The 15509-nt window shown below is 45.9% G+C and carries 10 protein-coding genes; 6 read left to right on the forward strand and 4 right to left on the reverse strand.

Features of this window, described 5'->3' with window-relative positions:
* The 4 genes from dnaA (at nt 1) to gyrB (ending at nt 6203) form a co-directional block, all read left to right on the forward strand.
* Entirely contained in the window at nt 1–1389 is a 1389-nt protein-coding gene (dnaA, locus tag JFT56_RS00005; protein WP_198781718.1) for a chromosomal replication initiator protein DnaA, read from the forward strand.
* A gap of 19 nt (nt 1390–1408) precedes the next feature.
* Nucleotides 1409–2509, forward strand: a complete 1101-nt coding sequence (dnaN, locus tag JFT56_RS00010) for a DNA polymerase III subunit beta (RefSeq protein ID WP_198781719.1) — start codon at nt 1409–1411, stop codon at nt 2507–2509.
* A gap of 177 nt (nt 2510–2686) precedes the next feature.
* The gene (recF, locus tag JFT56_RS00015; RefSeq protein WP_198781721.1) at nt 2687–3769 is read left to right on the forward strand and encodes a DNA replication/repair protein RecF; all 1083 of its coding nucleotides are present in this window, start codon (nt 2687–2689) and stop codon (nt 3767–3769) included.
* Nucleotides 3770–3785: 16 nt separating this feature from the next.
* Entirely contained in the window at nt 3786–6203 is a 2418-nt protein-coding gene (gene gyrB, locus JFT56_RS00020; protein ID WP_198781722.1) for a DNA topoisomerase (ATP-hydrolyzing) subunit B, read from the forward strand.
* Between the two features lie 84 nt (nt 6204–6287).
* On the opposite strand, the gene JFT56_RS00025 is transcribed toward gyrB, so the two are convergent.
* On the reverse strand, nt 6288–6950 hold the full coding sequence (locus JFT56_RS00025; protein ID WP_198781724.1) for a glutathione S-transferase family protein: 663 nt from the start codon (nt 6948–6950) through the stop codon (nt 6288–6290).
* 173 nt (nt 6951–7123) lie between these two features.
* Here JFT56_RS00025 and JFT56_RS00030 point away from each other — a divergent pair, with 173 nt between their 5' ends.
* Nucleotides 7124–8164 (forward strand): HDOD domain-containing protein, encoded by a 1041-nt coding sequence (locus JFT56_RS00030; RefSeq protein ID WP_198781726.1) that lies wholly within the window; start codon nt 7124–7126, stop codon nt 8162–8164.
* 68 nt (nt 8165–8232) lie between these two features.
* On the opposite strand, the gene glyS is transcribed toward JFT56_RS00030, so the two are convergent.
* Both glyS and glyQ read right to left on the reverse strand, forming a co-directional pair.
* Nucleotides 8233–10299 carry a glycine--tRNA ligase subunit beta gene (glyS, locus tag JFT56_RS00035; RefSeq protein WP_198781727.1) on the reverse strand — a complete coding sequence of 689 codons (2067 nt, stop codon included), beginning with the start codon at nt 10297–10299 and terminating at the stop codon, nt 8233–8235.
* Between the two features lie 10 nt (nt 10300–10309).
* Nucleotides 10310–11215 carry a glycine--tRNA ligase subunit alpha gene (gene glyQ, locus JFT56_RS00040; RefSeq protein WP_198781729.1) on the reverse strand — a complete coding sequence of 302 codons (906 nt, stop codon included), beginning with the start codon at nt 11213–11215 and terminating at the stop codon, nt 10310–10312.
* Nucleotides 11216–11338: 123 nt separating this feature from the next.
* On the opposite strand from glyQ, the gene JFT56_RS00045 reads away from it, so the two are divergent.
* Nucleotides 11339–11932, forward strand: coding sequence for a DNA-3-methyladenine glycosylase I (locus JFT56_RS00045; RefSeq protein ID WP_198781731.1), 594 nt, complete (start codon nt 11339–11341; stop codon nt 11930–11932).
* A 175-nt stretch (nt 11933–12107) separates the two neighbouring features.
* Here the strand turns inward: JFT56_RS00045 and JFT56_RS00050 are convergent, their stop codons facing one another.
* The gene (locus JFT56_RS00050; protein ID WP_198781733.1) at nt 12108–15296 is read right to left on the reverse strand and encodes an amidohydrolase family protein; all 3189 of its coding nucleotides are present in this window, start codon (nt 15294–15296) and stop codon (nt 12108–12110) included.
* Nucleotides 15297–15509 lie beyond the last annotated feature (213 nt).

The following is a 15509-nucleotide window of genomic DNA, read 5'->3' on the forward strand; positions in this document are numbered from 1 at the left end:
GTGGCTGTTTCACTTTGGCAACAATGTATCGGACGACTGCAGGATGAGCTTTCTGCTCAGCAGTTCAGTATGTGGATCAGACCGTTACAAGCCGAAATGGATGGAGATACTTTGGTGCTTTATGCGCCCAACCGCTTCGTGCTCGATTGGGTCAGAGATAAATACATCAATATCATTAATCAGTTTTTTACTGAGCAAATGGGCAGTGATGCACCTAAGTTACGCTTCGATATTGGCAGCCGTCCATCGGCGAAAAAGCCGGAGCCTGTGGCTCCGATAGCGACAACTCGAGTGCCTAATCCTCAGACTAAAGCGACAGTAGGGACCTCTTTTAATACCCAAGCTGAGCCTATCGCGAATGCCAACCATCGCAGCAATATCAACCCAACCTATCAGTTTGATAACTTCGTTGAAGGTAAATCAAACCAATTAGGTAAAGCTGCAGCGTTGCAAGTGGCTGAAAATCCAGGTGGCGCATACAACCCATTATTCTTATATGGCGGAACGGGTCTAGGTAAAACTCACCTTTTGCACGCCGTTGGCAACGGGATCATCAAAAACAATCCCAATGCAAAAGTGGTTTATATGCATTCCGAGCGTTTTGTGCAGGATATGGTTAAGGCATTGCAAAACAATGCGATCGAAGAATTTAAGCGTTACTACCGCAGTGTCGATGCCTTGTTTATCGACGATATTCAATTCTTTGCCAATAAAGACAGATCCCAAGAAGAATTCTTCCATACCTTTAACGCGCTGCTTGAGGGTAATCACCAAATTATTTTGACTTCAGATCGTTATCCAAAAGAGATCGACGGAGTTGAAGACAGATTGAAATCCCGTTTCGGTTGGGGGTTAACTGTGGCTATTGAGCCGCCAGAGTTAGAAACTCGAGTGGCGATTTTGATGCGTAAAGCGCAGGAAAGCGGTATCAACTTACCCGATGAAGTGGCCTTCTTTATTGCTAAGCGATTACGTTCTAACGTCCGTGAGTTAGAAGGGGCGTTAAACCGTGTGATTGCGAACGCTAACTTTACCGGTCGTCCAATAACGATTGATTTTGTGCGTGAAGCACTGCGTGACCTATTGGCACTGCAGGAAAAATTAGTCACTATAGACAACATTCAGAAAACCGTAGCTGAATACTACAAAATTAAGATGGCTGATATGTTGTCTAAGCGTCGTTCGCGCAGTGTTGCGCGCCCTAGACAAGTTGCCATGGCGTTATCCAAAGAATTAACTAACCAGAGCTTGCCGGAAATTGGTGATGCCTTTGGTGGTAGAGATCACACCACAGTGTTGCATGCCTGTCGTAAGATTGCTCAGCTACGGGAAGAGAGTCACGACATTAAAGAAGATTACGCTAACTTGATTAGAACTTTATCTTCTTAAAATCAAGGAATTGGACACTATGAAATTTTCAATTGATAGGGATGCCCTATTAAAGCCGTTGCAATTAGTGTGTGGTGCGGTAGAAAGACGCCATAACTTGCCCATTTTGGCTAATCTCCTTGTTGAAGTAAGTGGTCACTCACTTAAGTTGACGGGCACAGATTTAGAAGTCGAACTGGTTGGCCAAGCTGTGGTTCATGGTGATATAGAAGAAGGTCGTACTACGGTTCCTGCTAAGAAGTTGCTGGATATCGTTAAATCTTTGCCAGAACAAAGCGAACTGAAAGTCGAGCAACAGGATAATAAGTGGTTGCTGCGTTCAGGTCGTAGCCGTTTTTCCTTAGCGACTTTGCCCGCTGAAGAATATCCCAATGTCGAAGCCTTCCAAGCTGAAATCGAATTTAGCTTGAAGCAGGGCGTGCTTAAGTCAATTATCGACTCGACACAATTTTCGATGGCGAACCAAGATGTGCGTTATTACCTCAACGGTTTATTGTTTGAGACTGAAGGTAATGTGTTGCGTGCTATTGCGACCGATGGCCACCGTTTAGCCTTAAGTCACCGGGTTATCGATGCCCAATTGCCTGAAAAACAAGTTATTGTTCCCCGTAAGGGTGTGATGGAAATGGCACGTTTATTGGAATCGGATGATCTCGATATCGCGATTGCCATCGGTGATAACGCCATTCGTGCCACGACCGCTAGCACTGTCTTTACCAGTAAATTAGTCGATGGTCGCTTCCCCGATTACCGCCGCGTGTTACCTAAAGGCGGCGATAAAATCGTTATCGCGAGCCGCAATCATTTGAAACAAGCACTGACGCGGGCTTCGATTTTATCCAATGAAAAATTCCGTGGTGTGCGTATTCAGCTTGAAAATGGTCTGTTAAAGATCACCGCCAACAATCCAGAACAGGAAGAGGCGGAAGAAATCATCGATGTAGATTACAACAATCAGCCACTTGAGATTGGTTTTAACGTCAGCTATTTGTTGGACGTACTCAACAACCTTAAATCCGATGATGTGCGCATTACCCTAATTGATGGCAATTCTAGCGCCTTGATTGAAAACCACTTGGAAGAAGATTCCATGTATGTGGTTATGCCAATGCGCCTATAGCCCATATCAACCAGCCTGTGTTTACCGGTTTATCTTTGTTATCTACATCGCCCTGGGGCGGTGTAGATGCCCTTAAAATGCCTCAGTTATGCTTTCCATTGTTGAACGGTGGAGTTGCGGTATGATGAGTCCTATACGTTTTTGCCTGAGCCGTTTACTCGGTGTTATGAGTAATGCATGAGCCTGACCCGTCTTAATATCGAAGCTTTTCGCAATATTCAATTGGCGCAATTGAGCCCAAGTGCTGGTATTAACGTCATTTATGGCCAGAATGGCAGCGGCAAAACCAGTATTTTGGAGGCGATTTATTTCCTTGGTATGGGACGCTCCTTTCGCAGCCATTTATCCCAGCGAGTGATCAATAACAACGAAGATAAGTTGACCTTATTCGCCACGTTAAATTTACCCCGAGGTGACAGTAAAATCGGTTTACGGCGGTTTCGGAGCGGCGAGACTGAAGTCAAAATCGACGGTGATAAGGTGAAGCGCTTATCGACATTAGCCGAAACTTTGCCCATCCAAGTCATTACGCCCGAAAGCTTTTCTTTACTGTTTGAGGGGCCAAAATCCCGTAGGCAGTTTATTGATTGGGGAGCGTTTCATTCCGACCCGCAATTCTATGGTGCTTGGATGAATGTCAGGCGAGTTCTTAAGCAGCGAAATCAGTTGCTTAGAAACGGTTCGGCCTATGATAGTATCCAATATTGGGACCGAGAGTTTGTCCGTTATACTGAGCAGGTTACCGAAATACGAAACCGTTATGTAGACTCGTTAAATGAGCTACTTAAGGGTATAATCGGGGAGTTTTTACCAAGTGTAGATGTGAAGGTTTCATTTACCCGCGGTTGGGATAGCAAAACGGATTTTGCGGAATTACTCGCAACCCAATATCCCAGAGATTTGGCCACAGGTCATACCGTCAGCGGTCCCCATAAAGCTGACCTTAGACTTCGTGTAGGCACTTTGCCGGCGCAGGATGCCCTGTCCCGTGGTCAATTGAAATTATTAGTCTGTGCACTGCGTATTGCACAGGGAAAGTTGCTCAAACAACAAACAGATAAACACAGTATTTATCTGGTGGATGATCTTCCATCCGAGTTGGATGCACAGCATAGGCAGCTATTGCTTAAGCAGTTAACGGATACCGGAGCACAAGTGTTTGTGACCGCCATCGATCCTGCTGCAATAGTCGATTCGTTACACACGCCTCCCAGTAGGATGTTTCATGTGGAACAGGGACGTGTAACGGTAATTGAATAACCATTGAGAGAATAATATGTCAGAGAATAGTTACGATTCTTCGAGTATTAAGGTCCTAAAAGGCCTTGATGCAGTACGTAAGAGACCTGGGATGTATATTGGTGACACCGACGACGGTACGGGTCTACATCATATGGTGTTCGAAGTAGTCGATAACTCTATCGATGAAGCCTTAGCCGGCCACTGTAGCGATATCACTATTACTATCCATGTGGATGGCTCGGTTTCTGTTCGAGATGACGGCCGTGGTATCCCGGTTTCTATCCATAAGGAAGAAGGTGTCTCGGCGGCTGAAGTTATCATGACGGTATTGCATGCCGGTGGTAAGTTCGATGATAACTCTTACAAAGTGTCTGGCGGTCTGCACGGTGTGGGTGTGTCTGTGGTTAACGCCCTCTCTAAAAAGCTGCAACTAACGATTCGCCGCGAAGGCAAAGTGCATGAGCAGTTCTACACCCACGGTGTGCCCGATGCCCCGATTAAAGTGATCGGCGATGCGACTAAAACCGGGACTGAAATCCGTTTCTGGCCGAGCGAAGAAACCTTTAGTGATGTTGAATTTCATTTTGAAATTCTGGCTAAACGTGTGCGTGAACTGTCATTCCTTAACTCAGGCGTCGGTATTCGTTTGGTTGATGAGCGCGACAATAAAAACGAATTCTTCAAATACGAAGGCGGTATTAGCGCGTTCGTCGATTATCTAAACCGCAATAAAACGCCCGTCAACAAAGACGTATTCCACTTTATGCAAGAGCGTGACGACGGTATTACCGTTGAAGTGGCGATGCAGTGGAACGACGGTTATCAGGAAAACATCTTCTGTTTTACCAACAACATTCCCCAGCGTGATGGTGGTACTCACTTAGTCGGTTTCCGTAGTGCGTTGACGCGTAACCTCAACAACTACATGGAAAACGAAGGCTATAACAAGAAAGGTAAGACTAACGCGACCGGCGATGATGCCCGTGAAGGTTTAACTGCGGTTATTTCTGTTAAAGTGCCGGATCCTAAGTTCAGCTCGCAAACCAAAGACAAGCTAGTGTCTAGTGAAGTGAAAACCGCGGTTGAACAAACCATGGGCGAGAAGCTGAACGATTATCTGCTGGAAAATCCAGCCGATGCAAAGCTGATTGTCGGTAAGATTGTCGATGCGGCCCGCGCCCGTGAAGCGGCGCGTAAAGCCCGTGAAATGACCCGCCGTAAAGGCGCACTCGATTTAGGTGGTTTGCCTGGTAAGCTGGCCGATTGCCAAGAGAAAGACCCTGGTCTTTCAGAAATTTACATAGTGGAAGGTGACTCTGCTGGTGGTAGCGCCAAGCAGGGACGTAACCGTAAGAACCAAGCGATTCTGCCACTGAAGGGTAAAATCTTAAACGTTGAGAAAGCGCGCTTCGATAAGATGCTGTCTTCTCAAGAGGTTGCCACACTGATCACCGCACTCGGTTGTGGTATTGGTCGTGACGAATACAATCCTGATAAGACCCGTTATCACAACATCATCATCATGACGGATGCTGACGTCGACGGCTCGCATATTCGTACATTGCTGTTGACCTTCTTCTTCCGTCAAATGCCTGAATTGATTGAACGTGGTTATGTGTATATTGCCCAACCCCCACTATTCAAAGTGAAAAAGGGCAAGCAAGAACAGTATTTGAAAGACGAGCCAGCATTGACTCAATACCTCACCACCCAAGCTTTGGATGGCACTATTGTGTATCCAACTCAAGGTGCACCGGGTATGTCGGGTGAGCCGTTAGAGCGTTTAGTGACTCAGTACCGTGAAGTGGAAGCGATTGTTGCCCGTTTAGAGCAACGTTATCCAACACACATTACTAACCGTATGCTTTACCACCCAATGATCACTAACGAGATGTTAGCCGATGAAGGCAAGATGAAGGACTGGATCGATGCCTTTATCCACGAGCTGGTGGAATTAGAAAGCAGCGGCGTGCTGTATTCTGGCGAGCCAATTCTCGATCCTGAACGTAAAGTGTATCTGCCTAAGATCACCATTCGTAAACACGGTATCGATACCAACTACCTGTTTACCTATGACTTCTTCCAATCTACTGACTACCAACGTATTGGTAAGTTAGGTGCCGCATTAGAAGGCATGATTGAAGAGGGTGGTTATGTGCAACGTGGTGAACGCGTGAAAGAGGTGGGCAGCTTCCTCGAAGCATTAGATTGGACTATTTCTGAGGCTAAACGCGGCTTGTACATCCAGCGCTATAAAGGATTGGGTGAGATGAACCCTGAGCAATTGTGGGAAACCACAATGGATCCTGAATCACGCCGCATGTTACAAGTCACGATTGATGATGCCGTTGGGGCCGATCAATTGTTCACTTGTTTGATGGGTGATCAAGTTGAACCTCGCCGTGAGTTTATCGAGGCGAACGCCTTGAACGTGGCTAACTTAGACGTTTAATATTAGACGTTTAGTGACTCGTGAGTAAGTTAATGATTAAGGGAAAGCCAAGGCTTTCCTTTTTTATCTCCATGATTTATCTGTTTATCTATCAATGCCCGCTTCATCGGCCTCGACAATTTCAGTCTCTGCTTTAGCCGCAATAATCCAAGCCTGCATTTCTGGGCAACTGAGCACATGCTGCATATAAGCGCGGCTTGCCTGTGATACTTCAATGCCGTAGGTGATAAAGCGCATCACCACTGGGGCAAACATCATATCGGCAATCGACCAAGCGCCGAATAACCAAGTACCTTCTGTATTTGATGGGGCAAACTCGGCCATTTGTGCTGACCAAATCGCATCAATACGCTCAATGTCTTTACGGACAGCATCGGTAAGTTCAACATAACGGCTGGCGCGTATATTCATAGGTAAGGCATTACGTACCGCGCTAAAGCCAGAATGCATTTCACAGGCGAGGGATCTGGCTTTGGCTTTTTGCTTGGGATCCTGTGGCCAAGCCGTTCCTGACAGATAAGTATCATTGATGTATTCGCAAATCGACAGCGAATCCCAGACTGTGATAGTACCGTCAACCAGAGTAGGGACTTTTAAGGTTGGGGAGACTGTTTTAAGCCTTTGATAGAAGCTGTCGGTATCGAGTTGCAGTAATACTTCGTTGAACTGCACGCCTGATTTTGCAGCCATTAACCAAGCCCGCAGTGACCAGCTAGAGTAATTTTTATTGCCTATATAAAGATCCATTTTTTTACCTTTCTATTCTCTGTCGTGCTATTCAGTAAAGAATAAGCCGTTCCAGCTATGCCGATATGTTATGCTTCTTTTGCCAGCTACGGGACGTTATGGTTGAGCCTATAAATTGCAGTGGATGCCTTTTTATTGTTATTAACTGTCTATTTATCCTAGGTTGGTATTTTTTGATCAAGTCATTTTTTAACAAAATATTTAATATTCGCGAAGAATCAAGCCTTGAGCGACCTAAGAGTTTTACTAAGGTAGATCTTGGTAAGCCAATCAGCGCTGCATCTCCTAAACAGGCGGAGACTGAGTACAATATGGCGGTCTGTGTTGACTTAGATGCGCTGTTTTATAGCTTATTATTTTCTGCTCGCACCAAAGACACTGGTGGTGTTGCAAATAATCTAGAGCGTCGGGTTATGCTTGAAATCGAGCAGGCATTAGCATCGCCCCAAGTTATCGCTGAAAAGGTGTTAAAACTGCCGTCAAAGGTACTGGAGTTAGACCGTAAGCTTGCCGATCCACTGTTTGAAACTAAGGATTTACTTTCACTGATAGAGCAAGATCCCCTGCTCAGTGTGGAAGTCCTTAAACTCTGTAATTCCCCCGCTTTTAAGCGTGCAGGCAAAGATATTACTAGCCTTCAGCAAGCCTTAGTGCAATTAGGTCGTGAACAGTTAAGGTATTTTGTTACTAGTTGCTTAGTGCGTGAAATGTTAGATATTAAGCCCATTTATTTTCGACGTTTTGGGGCCGAGATTTGGCGTCACTCAATGCAAGTGGCTTTTTTGACGAGTGAACTCAGTGAAGAGGATAGAGACACAGCCTTCTTGCTTGGTTTATTGCATGATGTGGGCAAACTTGCGATTTTTAAGATATTACTCGATGCATTTGTCCAGGCCGAACCTAGCGAGCAACCTAATTCATGGTTATTTAGACAAGTGATGACGGCCAAATCGCTCACCTTAAGCGCGCTGCTTGCTAAATATTGGCAATTGCCCAGTACCTTCGAAACTGAGTTAGATAAGCTTGCCAATATCAATTCGCGGCCAAGATCGGGTCTCGCTGCGATTGTGTGGCGGGCGAATGTGATCAGTGAAATATCTATGTTACATCAAGCGGGAAAGTTATCCGCGGAAATGCTCTCGGATTTATTAGCCCAAGTGATGCTAGATAAAACGCAGTTTGATGAACTACATCAAAAGCTACAGCAGTTTTAATTTGTTTGAATTAAGCGAATAAAAAAACGCGCTTTTAAGCGCGTTTTTTAATGGTGCTTAGCGGCACATTATTGCAGTAGTGAGATATCCGCTACGTGCAGGAACTGCTCGCGTAGATTATTCAATAATGCTAAGCGATTGTTTTTCAAAGCTTCATCATCCGCCATCACCATTACATCTTCGAAGAATTGATCCACGCTTTCACGCAGGCCAGCTAACAAAGTTAAGGCTTGTTGGTAATCGGCATTGGCAAATAAAGGCGCCAACTGCGGTTGCAGCTCGTTCAACTTGGCCGCTAATGCTTGCTCTGCGGTTTCGGTTAACAAACTCGCATTAATGGTTGTCGGTAAAGCGCCTTCAACTTTAGCCAGAATGTTGGATACCCGTTTGTTCGCTGCCGCAAGTGCGCTAGAAGCTTCTAGGCTTCTAAAGTGTGATACCGCATTGATACGACTATCAAAATCAGCAGGGCGTGTTGGGCGACGTGCTAGCACGGCTAAGATCACATCAACACCAATGCCTTTATCTTGATACCAAGCGCGGAAGCGAGCCATTAAGAATTCAAGCACTTCCTCTGCAGCGTTTGCGTTGCTTAAGTTAGTACCATGGAGTTCCTGAGCTTTAGCAATCAGCGTTACTAAGTCCAGTGGCAGTTTGTTCTCAACGATAATACGCAGCACGCCGATGGCGGCACGGCGTAGGGCAAAGGGATCGGCAGCGCCTTTTGGTGCTTGGCCAATACCAAAGATGCCGACTAAGGTGTCGAGCTTGTCTGCTAATGCGACTGCGCAAGATACGCCGGCACTTGGCACAGTATCACCAGAGAACTTAGGCTTGTATTGCTCTTCCATCGCAACTGCAACGGCTTCGGTTTCACCATCGAGGCGGGCGTAGTGCATGCCCATAGTGCCTTGAGTGTCGGTAAACTCCATCACCATATTGGTCATCAAATCGGTTTTAGATAACAAACCTGCACGGGCTGCATCGACCGCATTCGCGCCAGTTTGTCCGGCAATAAAGGCGGCGAGGGCAGAAATACGAGTGACTTTGTCTTTTAAGGTACCAAGCTGTTGTTGGAACAACACTGTCTCAAGACTAGGTAAACGTGATTCCAGCGTGTGTTTTTTATCGGTATTAAAAAAGAACTCGGCGTCGGCCAAACGTGGGCGAACGACTTTCTCGTTACCAGAGATAATTTGCGCGGGATCTTTAGATTCTATGTTGGCGACAAAGATAAAGTTTGGCAGTAACTTGCCCGCATCATCGAATACTGGGAAGTATTTTTGGTCGCCCTTCATGGTATAGACCAAAGCTTCAGACGGTACACTTAAGAATTTTTCTTCGAAGCTGGCGGTCAATACCACTGGCCATTCAACCAGTGATGCGACTTCTTCAAGCAGGCTTTCTTCGATATCAGCTGTGCCACCAATCTTAGCCGCTGCTTTTTCGGCATCGGCTTTGATTAAGGCTTTACGGCTTTCGTAATCGGCAATGACTTTACCTTTTTCTTTCAGTAGCGTCAGGTAGTTGTCCGCATGGTCAAGCTCGAAGCCTGTACCCATAAAGCGGTGACCGCGAATGTTACGAGCCGATTTAATGCCGAGTAATTCGCCTTCTACTAGTTCACTGCCTAACAGCATAGTGGCGGTATGTACGGGGCGAATAAATTGGGTTTTATTATTACCCCAGCGCATTGGCTTAGGAATGGGTAATTTATCCAGCGCCCGTTGCGCCATATCAGCAATTAAGCTTTTGGTTTCAACGCCTTCAACTTTGGCGTTATAAACGAGCCATTCGCCTTTATCTGTGACTAAACGCTCTGCTTGCTCGACAGTAATGCAATTACCCCGTGCCCAACCTTCGGCGGCTTTAGTCGGTTTCCCTTCGGCATCGAAGGCTGAACTCACGGCTGGGCCGCGTTTTTCAACGATTTTGTCGGCTTGTGCAAGGGCAAGTTCAGTGACGTTTATCGCCAGACGACGTGGCGCTGCGTACCAAACGGCTGATTTAAAGGCTAAATCGGCTTTAGTCAGTTCTTCGGTAAAGTTAGCTAAAAAGGATTCAGCTAGTTTACGCAGTGACTTAGGGGGTAATTCTTCCGTGCCTAACTCTATGAGTAAGTTTTCAAAATTCATGTGTTTACCTCTACTTACACATTGGGAAGCCAAGCGCTTCGCGTGCCTGATAATAGGATTCAGCAACAGCCTTAGCCATAGTACGGACGCGTAGGATGTAACGCTGACGTTCAGTGACCGAAATGGCGTGGCGTGCATCGAGTAAGTTGAAGGCGTGTGACGCTTTCATCACTTGCTCGTAGGCGGGTAGAGGTAAAGGTTTTTCTAGCGACAATAAATGCTGACACATTTTTTCGCACTGATCGAACAGGGTGAACATAAAGTCCACATCGGCGTGTTCGAAGTTATAGGTCGATTGCTCGACTTCGTTTTGGTGGAACACATCGCCATAGGTGATGCGGCCCAGTGGACCATCGGTCCAAACGAGATCGTAAACACTATCAACGCCTTGAATATACATGGCTAGACGCTCTAGGCCGTAGGTGATTTCACCCGTGACAGGGCTGCATTCTAAGCCGCCAACCTGTTGGAAGTAAGTAAACTGAGTCACTTCCATGCCGTTTAGCCAGACTTCCCAACCTAAGCCCCAAGCTCCAAGTGTTGGTGATTCCCAGTTATCCTCAACAAAGCGGATATCGTGGATTTGAGTATCAATGCCAAGGGCCTGCAGAGAACCTAAATAGAGTTCTTGGATATTGTCCGGAGACGGTTTTAACACGACTTGGAATTGGTAGTAGTGCTGAAGGCGGTTAGGGTTTTCACCGTAACGTCCGTCTGTCGGGCGGCGCGATGGCTGCACGTAGGCACTGCTCATTGGTTCTGGCCCTAAAGAACGCAGGAAAGTTTGCGGGTGGAATGTACCAGCGCCGACTTCCATATCTAGAGGTTGAACGATTGCACAACCTTGCTGTGCCCAATATTCCTGTAGGGTTAGAATGAAACCCTGAAATGTTTTTACGTCGTGTTTCGTCGTCATGTCTACTTGTCTACTGCCGTCAGCCTGAATAGAAAATGGTTTCGATTATACCTTGTAGATCTCTGCTTATGTAGGTTATTTTTTACCTTCTTAGTTAAAACGTTAAGTTAAGGTTTGTGTAACATGGAAGAGATCCGCTGTGGCTGGGTGAGTGATGATCCTCTATATCGTGATTACCACGATAATGTATGGGGGCGTCCGGTTTATGATCCAAAGGAACTGTTTGCTAAGTTATGTTTAGACGGACAACAGGCGGGCTTATCTTGGATAACCATCCTTAAGAAACAAAAGAATTATGAGCAGGCTTTTGCGAATTTCGAACCCGCCATTATTGCCACCTTCGATGAGGCAAAAGTGGAGGAGCTAATGCAGAATCCCGGCATAGTGCGTAATCGTTTAAAGGTGAATTCTATCATCAAAAATGCTAAAGGTTATTTAGCCTATACTTCCGATGGGAAGGATTTCTCTGCATTTTTATGGAGTTTTGTGGGTGGCAAACCTATGGTCAATCAGGTTATGTCAATGTCACAAGTACCTGCACAAACGCCAGAATCAGAAGCTATGTCAAAGGCGTTAAAGAAGCTTGGATTTAACTTCGTTGGCCCAACAATTTGCTATGCCTTTATGCAAGCTGTGGGCATGGTGAACGATCACCTTGTTGAGTGCATTGCTTATCAGGCCTGTGTTGATTCCGGTCATGCGCATAACCACAAATAACATCAATCGCTGAACTTGCTGATACTGAAGTAGAGCTTGTTGGGACTTGCGTGATATTTGAAGCCAGAGAAAAAAAGCATGTTCCACGTGGAACATGCTTTTTGTATTTTGGAGGTGCTATGCTAATTAGAGCTTAGATATTTTAAGAAAAACGATTCTAACCCTGAATTAGTGTTTAGATTTTCTCAAAGAAAAACGGCTTACGCTGTTCTTTATCCCCATTAAGTTCATTCATAGTCTCTGCATCAAATAACTTACCGTTGACCATAGTATGAGTGACTCTATCTGTGACCCGAATGTCAGTTAATGGATCACCATCAATAACGATCAAGTCTGCGAGCTTACCTTCTTTAATCGAACCTAGCTGTTGCTCCATGCCAAAGGTCGTCGCTGGATTGATAGTCGCCGTTTTTAAAACTTCCATATTACTCATACCGCCTTGGGCGAACATCCACATTTCCCAATGTGCCGCTAAACCTTCACGCTGACCATGGGCACCAATATTAGGGTGAACACCTAACTTATTGAGTTCGTTAGCGACCTTAGCAACGTTGAAATGATTGTAGTGGCTATCTGGGGCATGTGGGCGTCGCATAGATCTCGCCTGTAATATATCGGCTGGCACATACATCGACAGGCGTGGATGCGCCCATACGTCAGTTTTATCATACCAGTAGTTTTCACCTGAAATGCCGCCATAGGCGACTACTAAGGTTGGTGTGTAACCGACCTTAGTTTGGCTCCAAAACTGTTTGATATCGTTATAGATTGAACCGGCGGGTAGTGAGTGCTCAATCGTGGTATGGCCATCGGCGACCATGCTTAGATTGTGTTGTAGTAAGCTACCACCTTCAGGAACTACCATCATTTCAAGTTCTCGCGCGGCGGCTATGACTTGCTGTCTCTGATTTCGGCGAGGTTGGTTGTAACTTTTTACGCTAAATGCTCCGACTTTTTTCAGGCGTTCCAGATGGAACTTGGCATCATCGAGAGAGTCGATATGCGAAGTGTAGCCAGGCGCATTGGCACCATAGAGTATAGTGCCTGTGGAGAATATGCGTGGGCCGACAATATTGCCCGCTTTTTGTTGCTCAGATGCGGCAAAGATTTCTGTCGTATCGTTTGATGGGTCGTGAATCGTAGTCACGCCCAATGATAATCCAGAGTAGAGCGCCCAATTCTGTTGTGGCACGATTTCGTCATCCGCCTGCGGTCCATGGGCGTGGGCATCGAATAGTCCTGGCATAATGGATTTGCCTTTGATATCGATGATCTGTGCATCCTTGGGAATCGCAATATTGGCATCGCCTACGGCGATAATATGATTGTCTTTGACTATGACCACGCCATTATCAATCACTTGGTCATTTTCCATCGTAATCACTTTGCCACCGACGAAGGCGATTGTTCCACGTGGAACATCGGCTTTTTCGGTAAAGCCTAAATTGATGATACTCGGCTGAGCCTTCTCATCTTTATTGAGATATTGTGTATCGACTTTGGCTTGATAAAGTTCAGGGCCAAGCGTCCAATACAGTTGGTTGCTTTGACTGTTCCAACTGATACTTTCACCCGCGCGGGTGCTCAATTGGCTTACGGGCAGATTGCTGGCACTGGGGCCAATTTCGATAGTTTCACCATGTTTAGCAAAAGGCGTTACCCAAACCTTAAAGCGCTCGGCGAAGGCGAGCTGCTCACCATCGGGCGAAATCCTAAATTCAGTTGCATGTTTGCTGCTGTAATGAACTCGTTTATCGAAGCCGTCTAAGTTGATGGATGATAGCTGTGGCGTGTCATCTTCGCTGCTATTCATAAAAAAGACGCGCTCGGCATTGGCACCAAATTGAGCTTGGTAGCCATCGGTACTGATCTTCTTATTTTGCTTCCCTTTGATATCGACTCTGTATAGCCCGGGTTCCTGTGACCAAGTTCTTGGGGTGAGGTTACCGCCTTGAGTTTTGCGATACACTACGAGTTCACCATCGGGTGAAAAGGTGGGTTCGATGTATTTTCCGGGTTCAGAAGTAAGCTGTTTCGGTTTGCCACCTTTAGCACTTATGACTTGTACTGTTCCTTGGTCTTGGTCATTCCAAGTGGTGAAAACAATGTTTTTGCCATCACGGGACCATTGAGGATACAGTTCTTTAATTTCATCATTGAGTTCAGTTAAGCGCGACATTTTGCCATCGGGTAATGATTTTAACCAAATCTTACCCAGTGCTTCGAAGGCAACTTTGCTGCCATCGGGCGATATCTGTGCCATTCGCAGCATTTTTACATCGAACACGTCTTTATCTATATCTTGTTTAAAGCGCACCGAGGGCTGTACCGCTAACTCGGTTTTTACGCTAAAGGGGATATCTGTGAGTGTTTTATTGGCAACATTCAGGCGGTTAATTTTTCCCTTAGCCCAGAAGAAAATATCCTTGTTATCTTGTGTCCACGCCATAGTTGGATAAACACCGTGGATAGCCCATGTCTCTTGCATATCACGGTCTAGTTCACCATAGAGTTTTGTTGTTTCACCGGACTTAAGGTCGAGCAGATAAAGTGATGACTGAAAATCATCGCGTTTGATATAGGCGAGCTTAGTGCCATCGGGGCTCGGAGTTGGGCGAATTGCACCACCAGTACCTTCAATTAAGACTTCAATCTCACCAGTTTGGGTATCATAGCGTTTGATTTTATAGATACCGTTGACTGAATCCTTTGAATAATGGAAGGTTTTGCCTGGCGTATCATCTTGGCTAAAGTAGATATAACGGCCATCGGGTGAGTATGCGGGTTCACCTAAATCCTTCTCATCATTCGGGCGTTCGGTGAGTTTGACACCTTCGCCACCCGCTACGTGATATAACCAGACTTCCCCCGCGCCCAAACTGCGGCTGGCAGTAAAATGCTTACGGGCGACCAGATACTGGGAGTCAGGGCTCCATGCTGGACTATTGAGTAACCTGAAGGTTTCTTGGGTGACAGTGCGAGGGTTGCTGCCATCGGCATCCATAATCCAAATGTTATCACCACCATCAGCATCGGACGTAAAAGCGATATGCTTGCCATCTGGGCTATAGACGGGCTGCATCTGCCAGGCAATACCTTGGGCTAATGGTTTAGCTTCACCGCCGGTTACTGGAATTTGGTAGATATCGCCGAGTAAGTCGAAGACGATATATTTGCCATCAGGGCTGACACTGAGGTTCATCCAAGTGCCTTCATTTACGTCTATTTTGACTTGCTCTAGAGGGGCATTCGCAGGTGCGTTAACATCCCATTTCGATTCTTTAGTGTCTGCGGCGTTTGCTGCTAAGGTGTTCATCCCTAGCGTGAGGGCGATATAAAGCGGGGTCAGTTTGGATTTAAACATGTCACTTCCTGTTTTCGTTCTTTTGGACTGTTTGAGTGGGTTAATTACAATATAAAAATATGTTAATACTTGCGTAGTTATCGCACAAATAGGCCTGAAGGAAAACGTAAATACTGTTTCAATTGATGATCGAGCGAAGGGAAGTTGATTGGGGAAGACAAAAGTTGGGTATAGAACCAAGTTGCTTGGTTCTATTGGAATACTGGGAATTCA

The sequence above is a fragment of the Shewanella putrefaciens genome (genome assembly GCF_016406305.1).
Classification (GTDB): Bacteria; Pseudomonadota; Gammaproteobacteria; order Enterobacterales; family Shewanellaceae; genus Shewanella; species Shewanella putrefaciens_C.

Excerpts from the sequence above, each read along its gene's own strand:
- glyS (WP_198781727.1), bottom strand. The coding sequence starts at position 10,299 with ATGAATTTTGAAAACTTACTCATAGAGTTAGGCACGGAAGAATTACCC.
- JFT56_RS00025 (WP_198781724.1), bottom strand. The coding sequence starts at position 6,950 with ATGGATCTTTATATAGGCAATAAAAATTACTCTAGCTGGTCACTGCGG.
- recF (WP_198781721.1), top strand. The coding sequence starts at position 2,687 with ATGAGCCTGACCCGTCTTAATATCGAAGCTTTTCGCAATATTCAATTG.
- JFT56_RS00050 (WP_198781733.1), bottom strand. The coding sequence starts at position 15,296 with ATGTTTAAATCCAAACTGACCCCGCTTTATATCGCCCTCACGCTAGGG.
- glyQ (WP_198781729.1), bottom strand. The coding sequence starts at position 11,215 with ATGACGACGAAACACGACGTAAAAACATTTCAGGGTTTCATTCTAACC.
- gyrB (WP_198781722.1), top strand. The coding sequence starts at position 3,786 with ATGTCAGAGAATAGTTACGATTCTTCGAGTATTAAGGTCCTAAAAGGC.
- JFT56_RS00045 (WP_198781731.1), top strand. The coding sequence starts at position 11,339 with ATGGAAGAGATCCGCTGTGGCTGGGTGAGTGATGATCCTCTATATCGT.
- dnaN (WP_198781719.1), top strand. The coding sequence starts at position 1,409 with ATGAAATTTTCAATTGATAGGGATGCCCTATTAAAGCCGTTGCAATTA.